10 protein-coding genes are annotated in these 11820 nt (G+C 69.1%); 3 read left to right on the forward strand and 7 right to left on the reverse strand.

The genetic code is table 11. The annotated features are described in order from the left end of the window. Positions 1 to 160: 160 nt before the first annotated feature. The 4 genes from IPG50_16800 to IPG50_16815 form a co-directional block, all read right to left on the reverse strand. On the reverse strand, positions 161 to 1255 hold the full coding sequence (locus tag IPG50_16800) for a hypothetical protein (protein MBK6693843.1): 1095 nt from the start codon (positions 1253 to 1255) through the stop codon (positions 161 to 163). Continuing rightward, the gene (locus tag IPG50_16805; protein ID MBK6693844.1) at positions 1243 to 1692 is read right to left on the reverse strand and encodes a DUF4403 family protein; all 450 of its coding nucleotides are present in this window, start codon (positions 1690 to 1692) and stop codon (positions 1243 to 1245) included. Before IPG50_16805 ends, IPG50_16800 begins: the two co-directional genes overlap by 13 nt. After that, a complete protein-coding gene (locus IPG50_16810; protein ID MBK6693845.1) occupies positions 1689 to 2591 on the reverse strand; it encodes a hypothetical protein in 903 nt (300 codons plus the stop codon). The genes IPG50_16805 and IPG50_16810 overlap by 4 nt, the downstream gene beginning before the upstream one ends. A 167-nt stretch (positions 2592 to 2758) precedes the next feature. Then, positions 2759 to 3793 carry a hypothetical protein gene (locus IPG50_16815; protein ID MBK6693846.1) on the reverse strand — a complete coding sequence of 345 codons (1035 nt, stop codon included), beginning with the start codon at positions 3791 to 3793 and terminating at the stop codon, positions 2759 to 2761. 85 nt (positions 3794 to 3878) lie between these two features. On the opposite strand from IPG50_16815, the gene IPG50_16820 reads away from it, so the two are divergent. Continuing rightward, positions 3879 to 4679 carry an SOS response-associated peptidase gene (locus IPG50_16820; protein MBK6693847.1) on the forward strand — a complete coding sequence of 267 codons (801 nt, stop codon included), beginning with the start codon at positions 3879 to 3881 and terminating at the stop codon, positions 4677 to 4679. A gap of 36 nt (positions 4680 to 4715) precedes the next feature. On the opposite strand, the gene IPG50_16825 is transcribed toward IPG50_16820, so the two are convergent. After that, complete coding sequence (locus IPG50_16825) at positions 4716 to 5642, reverse strand: hypothetical protein (protein MBK6693848.1); 927 nt, start codon at positions 5640 to 5642, stop codon at positions 4716 to 4718. 56 nt (positions 5643 to 5698) lie between these two features. On the opposite strand from IPG50_16825, the gene IPG50_16830 reads away from it, so the two are divergent. After that, complete coding sequence (locus tag IPG50_16830) at positions 5699 to 9511, forward strand: AAA family ATPase (protein MBK6693849.1); 3813 nt, start codon at positions 5699 to 5701, stop codon at positions 9509 to 9511. A 27-nt stretch (positions 9512 to 9538) separates the two neighbouring features. Here IPG50_16830 and IPG50_16835 read toward each other — a convergent pair whose 3' ends face one another. Both IPG50_16835 and IPG50_16840 read right to left on the reverse strand, forming a co-directional pair. Beyond that, positions 9539 to 10201, reverse strand: a complete 663-nt coding sequence (locus tag IPG50_16835) for a hypothetical protein (protein MBK6693850.1) — start codon at positions 10199 to 10201, stop codon at positions 9539 to 9541. Next, a complete protein-coding gene (locus IPG50_16840; protein MBK6693851.1) occupies positions 10198 to 11028 on the reverse strand; it encodes a phosphate/phosphite/phosphonate ABC transporter substrate-binding protein in 831 nt (276 codons plus the stop codon). The genes IPG50_16835 and IPG50_16840 overlap by 4 nt, the downstream gene beginning before the upstream one ends. Between IPG50_16840 and ruvA the strand changes: the two genes are divergently transcribed. Then, positions 10994 to 11740 (forward strand): Holliday junction branch migration protein RuvA, encoded by a 747-nt coding sequence (gene ruvA, locus IPG50_16845; GenBank protein MBK6693852.1) that lies wholly within the window; start codon positions 10994 to 10996, stop codon positions 11738 to 11740. The genes IPG50_16840 and ruvA overlap by 35 nt on opposite strands. Positions 11741 to 11820: the final 80 nt, after the last annotated feature.

Here is an 11820-nt window from a genome sequence, read left to right on the forward strand (position 1 = left end):
GAGCGCCGCCGCGACCGCGGCTAGTGTGGTGAATCAGAGATTCACCACACGTCGAACAAGGACAGGAACCGAGTACACCTGTGACTTTGGCCGACGAATTCGCGCCCCTCGCTCGACGAGGGGGCGCGAGATTCGGCGAGCAAACTTCTGACTCAGGACACTAGGGCAACTTCACTTCGACGGGACGGTGCGAATCGACGTTGGTGCCGTTGCCGAGCTGGCCGCGGTGGTTCTTGCCCCAGCACATGACGGAGCCGCTCTGCAGGGCGGCGCAAGAGTGCCACTCGCCGCAGGCCACCTGCACAGCGGACGTGATCCCGGGGACGCGCTCCGGCTTCACTTGAGGAGGCTTCGCGGCGGGCCGCCCGAGCTCACCCTGATGGTTGCTGCCGAAGCAGCTCACGCCGCCGTCTCGATGAACCGCGCAGGTGTGGTAGTAGCCGGCCCCGATCGCGACGACGTCGGTGAGGCCAGCCACGGCAACGAGGGCGCCGTCGCCACCGCCGCCGAGCGGCGGCGTCCGCCCGAGTTGGCCGAGGTCGTTCATGCCCCAGCAGACCACCGTGCCGTCCTTCTTGAGCGCGCACGTGTGCGCTTGTCCGGTGGCGAGCGCGGTGACGTCCTTGAGCGCGTCGAGCTTCAAGAAGGAGCTCGCCTTCGTATCGGGCGCGAGCGAATTGGGCCCAAGCTGCGCGACGCGCGTGTCGCCGAAACAGCCAACGGTTCCGTCGCGCTGGAGGACGCAGACGTGGCGCTCGCCGGCGGCCGCCGCGACGACGCCGCTCACAGACGCGGGGACGTCCGCGACGTCTTTCGGCAGCGCGCGATGTTCGGCGCGGAAGCACTTGAGCTCGCCGGCAGACGTGACCGCGCAGACGCCGCCCAAGAAAGCGTGAACGCTGCGAACATCCGCGCCCGAAAGGGAAGCCGGCTCGAGGTCGACGTCGAGGAAACACCGGAGGCCGCCGCCCGCGATGCCGGCGCAGCCGTGCGACGCGGAGAGCGACAGAGACGATGCGCCCTCCAGCGTCCCGACGCGGCGGGGTGTCGTGCGCTTGCCCGGTTGCCCGCCGAACGACGGATCCTTGGTCTGCGTGTACGCGTCGTCGCCGAAGCAGTAAATGCGCCCCTTGTCGGTGCGCAGGCACGTGTTGTCCTTGCCCGCCACGACCTCGACGGCACGCCGTGACGAGCAGCCCAAGAGCGGCGTCACCAAGAGGCCGATACCGAGGAGCGTGCGGTTCAACCGGGGCATGGCATCGCGAGTCGGGCGCGACCGGTAAGAGCCACGGTCACGCGCAGATACGTACCATGGGCGTGAATGCCGGTGACCTCGATCTTGTCGACGGCGCCGCGAAAACACGCCTTCGGATCGCCGAAGCTGAGCGAAGAGGCGAGCTGCTCCCTGAGCCCGGCGAAACGCTCCGACAAGTCGAGGCTCAGCGCTCGACGGGCGTCGTCGCGAATGCGATCGCCGTCGGTCATGGCCTTGAGCTTCAGGAGAAAGCTCTTGGTCTCGATGGTGGGCTCGAGATCGGGGATCGTAAGCTCGTTGTCGGCGAGCTGCGGCTTGCCCGCGAGGAAGAGCTCGCCGTCGAGGTCTTCCTCGATGCCGAGCTTCTTTACGGGACCGCGAATGCGCATCTTCAACACGAGTTGGTCGCCGCCGGCGTAGACCTCGGGCTCGCTCAAGTAGAGCTCCGGTACTCCTTCGAGAAGAAGTACTTTCCTCCTTCGAAGGTCATGCTCATGGCCTTGGTGAGCTCGTCGTAGCGCGCGGCGATGGGCACGGTGACGGTGAACGGCCCAGGCACGAGCGTCGCTACGTTCGCCAGCGGCGGCAGCTCCGCTGAGTCCTTCGCCGATGCGCACGGCAAGGTGACCTGCGGCGCGACGATGAGCGCGAGGTCTTTCTCCATGCCGTCGGCGAGGATCGTCGGGCCCGCTTCCACGCCCAGCACACGGAGCTCGGCGCAGCCCTTGGCGTCACCGAGGGGGAACTCAAACGGCAGCTTCACGCGGTCGTGCGCCGTGGCCACGAGGGGACGAAGGTCGTAGCGGAACTCCTTGACGCGGCCTTCGATCTCCTTGCCGATGGTGTCGAGGGCGACGATGGTCGAGTCGGCGACCGTCAGGCGTCGGTCCGACGAGGTCACCTTCACCTCCCTCGATTGAATGCGAACGGCGTACTCGGTGCTGACAACTGGCTCGGCAAAGACGCGCAGCTCCATGGGAACGACAACCGATGAAACGGGGAGGTCGACCTTCGCCGTCACGCGGGTGTCAAGCACGATTCGCCCCTGTGAAAACGACAAGGCGACGGGCGTTCGCTCCCACGTGTATTTGCGGTCGCCCGCCAAGAGACGGAACGTTCCCTCCCCCTTCGCAGGAACGGCCTCCTCGAGCGCGCTCGCGAGGGCCGTCGCCGTGACGCTGATGTGAGCCACGAGGCGCGCCGGCGCCGGATCGGCGAGCGGACCGGCGGCGGACGCCGGCGGGCGCGCCGGATAGACCGCACCGAAGCGAGCGGTCCCGCATCCCAAGAGACTGAGGGCGGCGACGGGGACGACGGCGAGGAAGGCAAGGCGCATGCGGAAGGGTCCAGAGAGTACAAGAAGGCCGCCCCGACTCGCGAGCGTCCTTCGAAGATCGGCCGAGGAGAGCGGCCTCGAGCGGCCGCCGGCGGCGATGGAAAGACCAAGGCCCGAACGCGAACGCGCGGGCGGCGCGGAAGATTCCCCGCGGGCCCGAGAACGCGTCACTTGGGGTGGGCTTCGAAGAACTTGAGGACCTCTTCGCCCCAAACGAAGCCCGAGGCGCCGGCGCAGGCAAGGTCATCCCAAACGCCGCCGGTCTTCGCTTTGCTGCCGGGAACGCAGTGACCGCCGTTGATGGCGCCGAGGCTTCCGCGGGCTTGATAATCGTGGGCCAACGTCTCGAGGACGACGCCCGAGCCGCTGTAGCGCTTTCGCTCGAAGCCGGCACCGCTGGTGAGCGCCGTGGCAGCGCCCATGGCGAAACCTTTCACGATGGCGTTCACGGCTTGCTCGGCGCACGCCTTCGGAACGATGGCGTCCTTGGTGCCATACAGAAAGAGGACGTCGAGCGGTCGCGACGGCGTCTTCCCCGCGCCGAAGGGGCAACCGGCGACGATGTTCGCGTCGAGGGGACAGCCGTCGACCCCGGCGGCGCCCGGCGCGACCGACGCGAAGGTGTCGGCGTGCGCGCACAGGAGGCGGAGCGTGGCGAAGCCACCCTGCGAAAACCCGGTGGCGTGAACGCGCGAGCGATCGATCGACAGATCGCGAAGGAGCGCGGTGACGAGACGAAAGAGGGCGTCGTCGTGCTCATTGAACCATTGCGGCCCCGTGAGGCCCGAGAAGGTATGCGTCGGCGCCGTCGGCTGCGCGACCACGTAACCCTTGGCGCCGGCGCGCGAGCGCAGCTCCGTGTGCGCGTCTTCGAGATCGGCGCTCATGAGCGCCCCGTGGAGGTCGAGGATGAATCCGCAGCCGGCCTTGGGACACGACGCCGGCACGCTGAGCTTGAGCGTGAAGCCCTCGCAATCGAGCTCCTTGGTGCCCGTCGTGCCGGCCGGCGCGCACGACGCGACGTTGGCGAGCGCGCCATCGGGCAACGTGGCGGTGGCCGCGTCGCCGGGCGCTTCCGCGACGCCACCGTCGGTGGCACCGCCGCTCGGGGCCGTGGCGTCGGCGCTGGAACAAGCCACGAGGGTGGCGACCAGGCCGAGAAGGAGGCCGAGCTTGCCGGCGGAGCCGAGACGAACTTGCATCGCGCTCCTATAGAACACCGATGCCTCGCGCGGTAGCGCGCCGCCCCAAGTCGACTAACTCGTCAGATCGCCTACGCTGTCATCCGTGTGCGGACGCGCGAGCCTGACGGCCTCACCGGAGGAAATCGCCGACGTCTTCGGCTTGACGGAGATGCCGGAGCTCGTGGCGCGCTACAACATCGCGCCGACGCAGCCCTTGCCGATGGTTGTCGGCGAGGCGCGCGGAGCGCGCACCCTGCGCTTCGCGCGCTTCGGGCTTCTGCCTCCTTGGGACAAGGACGTGACGTCAGGCGCGAAGCACATCAATGCGCGGGCCGAGACGCTGCTCGAGAAGCCGATCTTTGCCGCCGCCGCGCGACAGCGTCGATGCCTCGTCGCCGTCGACGCGTTCTACGAGTGGAAGCGCGGTCGCGCTGGCGCGAAGAACACGCCGTACCGCATCGCGTTTGCGCACGGTGCCCCCTTCGCGCTGGCCGGCATTTGGGAGACCACGAGGCTCGCCGGTGGCGCCGTTGTGGAGAGTTGCGCCATCGTCACCGGTCCGGCGAAGGGCGCCATCGCGGAGGTGCACGATCGGATGCCGCTCGTGGTGGGCGCCGAGCGCTTCGACGCGTGGCTCTCGAAGGAGCGCGACCCCGCGCCGTGGTTGACCGAGATGCTCGAGCGCGCGCCGGCCTTCGTCGCGACCCGCGTGTCCACCTTCGTCAACGACCCAAGGCACGAGGGGCCGGAGTGCGCAGCGCCGGTCAACGACGGGGCGCCCGATGGCGACGGCGGCAAGGAACCGGCGGGGCCGGCGCGAGCGGCGGCCCCGCAAGGCGAGACGCTGTCGCTCTTTGGCGATGGCGGCGCGCCGCGCGGACGTCCGCGCCGCAAGTCGCCTTGAGCGTGCTCGCGGCCGAAGCCGAGCATCGCCGTCGCGTCAACGCGGCGATTCGCCCTTGGCGCTGACCATCCACGCCTCGTAGACGAGGAGATCGTCCTCCGCGTACTTCGAGAACTCGGGCGCGAGGTCGAGGGCCCGAAGGTCGGTCGCCTCGCCCCGCGTCGGCTCGTCGACGACGAGGCGCCAGCCGGCCGCGCGATGAATGGCTTGGTAGTCCGAATGGCGGAGGCGGTTCTGGTAGTGCAGCGAGCCGTTCATGTACGAGAAGACGGCGCTCGGGTACTTCAAGAAGTTGAAGGGCCCGATGCGCCGGTCGAAGGCCGCGTAGTGATCGGACATGTCGATCCAGTGGCTCATGACGGCCCGCTCGCTGCCGAGGGCGTGAAAGCGCTCGGCGATGCGAAGGAGCGCCTCGTTCGGGATGTGCTCCAGCGTGTTGTTGGAGAAGAAGAGGTCGACGGGCCGGTCAAGCGCGATGGTGCTCGCGTCACCGATGACGCGCTCGATGCCGAGCGTGTCGAGCGCCGCGTCGACGTTGCGCGTCGAGAGCGCGACGTCGAGGAGGCCCACCCGTTCGGTGCCGATGCCGGGCACGTCGCCGGCCACGACGATCTCTCGCGCCACGGAGAGCGTGCGCGCGAGCTGGGGCCACTCGAGGTGGCTCGTCACGTCGACCGTGTAGACACGGTCGGCGCCCATGAGCGCCACGCACACGGGGGCGATGGGAAACCAGCCGGTGCCGAGCTCCAGCGCGACAAACCCCTCCGGGACTCGAGCGAGGCCTGCGTGGTCGAGAAAATGTTGCACGTGCAGCCGCGCTCGATCGCACTTGCCGGCGGCCATCCGCTTCGGAAAGGCGAGGCTCCCCGTGATGCGCCTTCGTGCGAAGGCCGCGAGCTTGTCACCGTGAGGGACCTTGGAGAACACGGCGACGGCAGCCGCCTTCATGAGCCAGGGGACCATGACGCGATCATGACTACCCGGTTTTTGGCCAAAGGTAGAGGTAGACTCCTGATCCCGTGGCGCTGCCGGCCATCTCGTCGCGATTTCAGCTCATCCGGCGCGTCGGCGCCGGCGGCATGGGCGTGGTCTACGAGGCGCTCGACACGGAGCGCAACACGCGGGTGGCGCTGAAGACCTTGCGCGACCTCGACGCGTCGTCGCTTCTCCGCTTCAAGACCGAGTTTCGGTCGCTGCAGGATCTCGTGCACCCGAACCTCATCACGCTCCACGAGCTGTTCGAGGAGAACGGTCAGTGGTTCTTCACCATGGAGCTTGTGGCCGGCGTCGACTTCCTCGCGTACACGAGGCCGATACCAGGCACGACGGGGCCCCGCGAGGTGGACCCCGACGACGAGACGATGATCGACTGGGCCGACGCGGCGAAGGCCCCGCCGTCTACGCAGCCGCCGATGCGGCTCACGGGAAAACCGAGCTCCGACGGGCGGCCGCGTCATGCCTTTGACGAGCAACGGCTCCGCGCGAGCCTCGCCGAGCTCACGGCAGGCCTCGTGCACCTCCACGCGGCGCGCAAGGTCCATCGCGACATCAAGCCCTCGAACGTCCTCGTCACGCGCGAGGGCCGCGTGGTCATTCTGGACTTTGGTCTCGTGTCCGAGTCGCAGCGGGCCACGGAACCGACCGACAACAGCATCGTCGGCACGGCGGCGTACATGGCGCCGGAGCAGGCCGCGTCCAAGCCTGTGGGACCGGAGGCCGATTGGTACGCCGTGGGCGTGGTGCTCTACGAAGCGCTGACGGGCCGGCTACCGTTCGACGGCACGCCCATCACGGTGCTCATGCACAAACAGATGCGCGAGCCCGATCCGCCGCGCGCCCTCGACGCGTCGATCCCAGCGGATCTCGACGCGCTCGCCAGCGAGCTCTTGCGCTTCGACCCGCTGCGCCGTGCCACCGGCGCCGATGTCGCAAGACGGCTGGGCATCGAAGGGATCATCCGCGCCACGAGCCTCTCGCCGAGCTCGCTGTCGACCACGGTGCCCTTTGTCGGACGGGGCAAGGAGCTGCTGCAGCTCGAGCAGTCGTGGGAAATGGTGCGGAGCGGCAAGGCCGTCACGGTCTACGTGCACGGCGAGTCGGGCGTCGGAAAGTCGGCGCTCGTCGATCGATTCATCGGCGCCCTCGGCGATCCCGACGCGCAGCCCACGGTCGTGTTGCGCGGCCGCTGTTACGAGCGCGAGTCGGTTCCCTACAAGGCGTTGGACGGCGTCATCGACGCGCTCAGTCGAGCCCTCGCGCGCATGAAGACGCGCGAGGTCGAGCCGCTCTTGCCGGCCCGCGCGGCGCTCTTGGCGCAGGTGTTCCCCGTCTTGCGGCGCGTCGAGGCCTTCGCCCACGCGCCCCGCGACTCCTTCGAGGCGCTCGACCCTCAGGAGCTGCGCGCACGCCTCTTCGGCGCGCTCCGCGAGCTGTTCCAGAGCCTGACGACGCTCGTCGACCTCGTCGTCATCATCGATGACTTGCAGTGGGCCGACGCCGACAGCATGGCGCTGCTCCGCGAAGTCATGCGCGTGCCGAGCGCGCCGCCGATGCTCCTCTTGCTGACGCTGCGAGGGGCCCCCGGCGGCGCCGTTCCCATCAGCCAGCTGCACATCGGCGGCGCAATGTTGCCAGGCGAGGTCCGGCTCGTGCCCTTGGGCCGCCTCTCGGCCGCCGAAGCGCTGGAGCTCGCCGAGAAGCTCGTGGCTCGCTCAGGCTCCGGCGCCGGCACCGCCGAATCGCTCGCGAAGGAAGCGCAAGGGCATCCGCTCTTCATCGAAGAGCTGGTGCGCCATGCGGCCATCGTGGGCACCGGCCACGCTGTCTCGCGCCTCGAGGACGCCTTGTGGGCTCGCGTTCAGATGTTGCCGCCGGCGGCGCGGGCCGTGCTCGAGCTCCTCAGCGTGGCGGGACATCCGGTAGGCCGCGACGAGCTCGACCGCGCGTCCGGCATCGAAGACGCGACGGAGTTCGAGCGCAGCGTCTCGGCCTTGCGCGCAGGTCGTTTCGTCCGCGCTTCGACCCTCGCCGGAAAAAAGGCGCTGGAGCCGTTCCACGACAAGATTCGCTCAAGCGTCCTCGCGCACGTCGACGCGGAGACGAAACAAAGCGTCCACGCGCGCCTCGCCGTCGCCCTCGAGGCGTCGCCCAAACCCGATCCGGAGGCGCTGGCGGAGCATTGGCGCGGGGCCGGCGAAGCCGACAAGGCGGCGCAATACGCGGAGCGCGCAGCGCAGGAAGCGCTCTCGGCCTTCGCCTTCGATCGCGCCGCGCGCCTCTATCGGCTGGTGCTCGTCTTAAGAACGCCGCAAGAAGAGGAGCTGCGAGACCTACGCCGCAAGCTCGGCGACGCGCTGGCGAGCGCCGGACGCGGGGCCGAAGCCGCGGAGATGTACCTCGAGGCGGCGCTAGGCGCGTCAACGAGCGAGGCCCTCGAGCTTCGCCGGCGCGCCGCGACGCAGCTGCTCCTCAGCGGGCACGTCGAGGAAGGGTTGTCGGCCTTTCGCAACGTGCTGAAGGGGCTCGGCCTGCGTTTTCCCGAGACCTCCAAGGCCGCGTGGCGTTCGAGGCTCGTACGCCGCGCCTGGCTCAAGGTGCGCGGGCTCTCCTTCAAGGCGCGTGACGCGAGCCTCGTGCCCGACGCCGAGCGTGTTCGCATCGATGTCTGCTGGTCCGTGGGCCTGGGCCTTGGCACCGTCGATCCGACGCGCGGCAGCGACTTCCAGACGCAGGGCCTCTTGCGGGCCCTGGCCGCCGGCGACGCGCTGCGCGTGGGCCGAGCGCTGTCGCTCGAAGCGGCGTACCTCGCCGCCATGGGGCAAGGCGGTGAGGCCGAGGTCGAAGATCTGCTCCGCCGCGCCGAGGTCCTCGCCAACGAACAGCGCAACGCGCACGCGCAAGGCGTCGTGTCGCTGGCGCGAGCCTTCGCGGCTTATCTCTGGGGACGCTACGGCTCCATCTTGCGCGACGCGTCGCGCGCCGAAGCGATCTTCCGCGAGCGCTGCATCGGCGCGCAGACGGAGCTCGACATCGCGGTGCTCTTGTCGATGCGCGCGCTCTTCTTCACCGGAAACATCAAGGAGCTCCGGGCCAAGCTGCCGGTGCACCTAAGGGAGGCGCAGGAGCGCGGCAACCTCTACGCGCTCTACGGCCTTCGAACGGGGCACCTCATCGGCGCCTGGCTCGCCGATGACGATGTCGACGGCGCCATGGCGCAGCTCGATGACGCCACACGCGATGAGGCCCAGCACGAAGACGCGGAGCTCGATCTTCGGGGCACCCACGCGTTCATGTCGCGCGCCAACATCGCGCTCTACCGCGACGCCTTCGGCGACGAGTCGGCGTCGCTCTCCGACGAAGGCTTGCCGGCGCAAGGACGCCTGCTCGTGCAGGCGCTCAAAGAGTCGCCGCTGTCGGAGATTCAACAGGAGCGCGTCGACCTCTGGTGGACCGAAGCGCGCCTCTTGGTCGCGATGGGGGCCAAGCGGCGGAAGAACCGCGAGGCGCTGCTCGTTGAGGCCGAGAAGCTGGCGCTGCGACTCAAGAAGGAGGGCATGCCGCTCTCCATTCCCGCCAGTCGAATGATCCTCGCGGCGGTCTTCGCGCAACGCGGTCGCACGAGCGACGCGGAGCGACTCCTGGCCGAGGCCGCCGAGCTCTTTGATGGGGGCCAGATGGTGGCCTTCGGCGCCATCGCGCGACGGCAAGCGGGCGTCGTCGCCAACGACGCCGCTGGCGCAGCGGCCCTCGTCGACGAGGAAGCGAAGCTCAGGGCGCTCGGCTACGTGGCACCAGCGCGCTTCGCGAACACGTACGCGCCGGGGTTTGGGTGAGGGGTCTCTAGCCTTGCGCCCGGCGAGCTATTCGCCTTCGTTGTCGACGAAGACGGCGTTCGACCACGACGTAGCCACGACGAAGACGTAGGCGCCGTTGCCATCGGTGTCGCCCTTGGCCGATGAGACGAACCAGTCGTTGAGCCCTTTGCCGCTGCCGCCGAAATCCGCGGCTCGGGGCATGCCCGTCGGCGAGCGCGGAAGGTCCTGTCCGACCTTGCCGGCGACGCTCGCGTAGCGAAAGCGGAGGGGCCCTTCGACGTGGAGGGGCAAGACACTCCAAGCCTCGCTCCCGCCACCGGGACAATTGGAGTCCCAAGGAACGGGTTTGCCGTTCACCGGCGCCAGAGGACAGAGGCGCTCGTCGAGCGTCGCCGAAACGTTCGCGTAGTGGCCCTTCTCCGCTCGGTACGACTCCTGAGCGACGCGGATCAGTTGAACCATCTGCGTCGCTTCCCCGACGGCCGAGCTGTTCACGAGTCGCTTCGTCGAGGCAACGAAGACGAGGGCCGACGACGAAAGGACGATGAGGCCCGCGACGAGCACCCAGAGGCCGCGGTTCGACTCTCCTGCGCCCGTCGCGAGACCCGGTTCCGTATTGCTGGGACGTTGCTCCACCGACGACGCGGGCGGCGGCGGCGCTGTGCTCCGCTTCGACTCCGAGTCGCCTTCGTCCGGCGGAGCGCTCACCTCGCCCCGGGAAAGAGGCCGCGCGCTACGGCGCCGTCGATGGCGCGCCGCAAGGCTCCGAAGCTCGGAAGGCCACCCTGCCGAAACTTTTGAACGCCAAAGATCTTCCGCACGAGGGGCCCGATGGGGCCTTCGGGGGACGACAAGAGCGCCTTCGTCACCGCCTGTTTCGTCGGCGCCGGCAGCGTCTTGTGGGCCACGATGAGATCGCTCGGAATGGGCCCGAAGGTCGTCAGCATGTGGATCTGCCCGTCGGCCTCGGCCATCTCGGTCCATCCGCCGCGCACCAAGCGACCGTCGGCGTCGCGACGCGCGTAGGTGCCGGCGACGTCGGCGCTGCCGTCGAGCACGGCTTTCACCGCCGCGTCGTGGGAGCCGGCGAAGCGCTCTTCCTTGAAGGTCTCGCGCGGGTCCATGCCGAGCGTGGCGAGCTTGAGCCGCGGCAGCACGTACCCGGCGGCGCTCCACGGATCGACCCAGGCGGCGCGCGTGCCGCGGAGCGAATCAAGCGCGCGGATCGCCGACGCCGTGTTGACGATGAGCACCGACTCGTAGGTGACGCCAGCGGCGCGCGTGTGCGTGACGAGCGGCGTCGCCGCGCCGATGCGATCGAGCCGCAAGAACACGATGGGCGGGACCCACGCGAGCAAGGCCTCCCCCGAGGCCACGATGCGGTCGAGCTCTTCGTAGGTGGCCGCCGGCTTCGCCTTGATGGGAAGCCCCGTGGCCTTGGCGAGCCACGCCAAGAACTCCGCGAAGTCCGTCCCCACGGCCGCGTCCTTCTTTTGCTGCATGAGGCCGAAGGGAATCTCGGGCGAGGCCGCCATGGGACGTGTAGGGTACCATCGCTCGCGCGCGGCGCCGACCAGAGCGGAGGCGGCGCGGCTCGAGCGACGAAAAACGGCCGAGCAAACGGGTGGCGCGGTGATTGGGCGACTGACGGGGAAAGCGGAGCAACAAGACGACGGGAACCTCCTCGTCGACGTTCACGGCGTCGGCTACGACCTCATGGCGCCGCTCGGCACCGTGGGCCGGGCGCGGACCGACGAAGCGGGCAACGTCACGCTCTTCGTCCACACGCACGCCCGCGAAGACGCGCTCATCTTGTTCGGCTTCGCCACCGAGGGTGATCGCATCGCTTTCCGCACCCTCATCGGCATCTCCAACGTCGGCCCCAAGACGGCCATTCAAATCATGAGCGCCCTGCCAACGGCGGAGCTGGCCAAGGCCGTCGCCCTGAAGGACGCGGCGATGCTCACGCGGGTGCCCGGCATCGGAAAGAAGACCGCCGAGCGCTTGCTCCTCGAGCTCGAGGGAAAGCTTGAGTCGGTCCCCGTCACGAAACAGGACGCGAAGGGTCCGGCGGCGGGACCGGCGGCGGCGCCGCCAAGCGGGCCCTCCGAGGTCTTGCTCTCGGCGCTCACGCGCATGGGGTACCGGCCCGCAGAAGCCGAGCGCGCCGTGTCCCAGCTCGGCCCGAGGTTGGATCAGCCGCTCGACGTCTTGGTCCGCGAGGCGCTCGGCCTGCTGTCGAAGTAGCGTCGACGTACCGGGACCTGGCACGTCTCCGAATTGGGAGGACCTCCACGCCGCGCCCCGCGAGGCGATTCCAACGGGGC

The sequence above is a fragment of the Myxococcales bacterium genome, assembly GCA_016703425.1.
Lineage (GTDB): Bacteria > Myxococcota_A > Polyangia > Polyangiales > Polyangiaceae > JADJCA01.

Coding starts and splice junctions, on each gene's coding strand:
- IPG50_16815 (MBK6693846.1), bottom strand. CDS start 3,793: ATGCAAGTTCGTCTCGGCTCCGCCGGCAAGCTCGGCCTCCTTCTCGGC.
- IPG50_16825 (MBK6693848.1), bottom strand. CDS start 5,642: ATGGTCCCCTGGCTCATGAAGGCGGCTGCCGTCGCCGTGTTCTCCAAG.
- ruvA (MBK6693852.1), top strand. CDS start 10,994: ATGAGGCCGAAGGGAATCTCGGGCGAGGCCGCCATGGGACGTGTAGGG.
- IPG50_16810 (MBK6693845.1), bottom strand. CDS start 2,591: ATGCGCCTTGCCTTCCTCGCCGTCGTCCCCGTCGCCGCCCTCAGTCTC.
- IPG50_16840 (MBK6693851.1), bottom strand. CDS start 11,028: ATGGCGGCCTCGCCCGAGATTCCCTTCGGCCTCATGCAGCAAAAGAAG.
- IPG50_16800 (MBK6693843.1), bottom strand. CDS start 1,255: ATGCCCCGGTTGAACCGCACGCTCCTCGGTATCGGCCTCTTGGTGACG.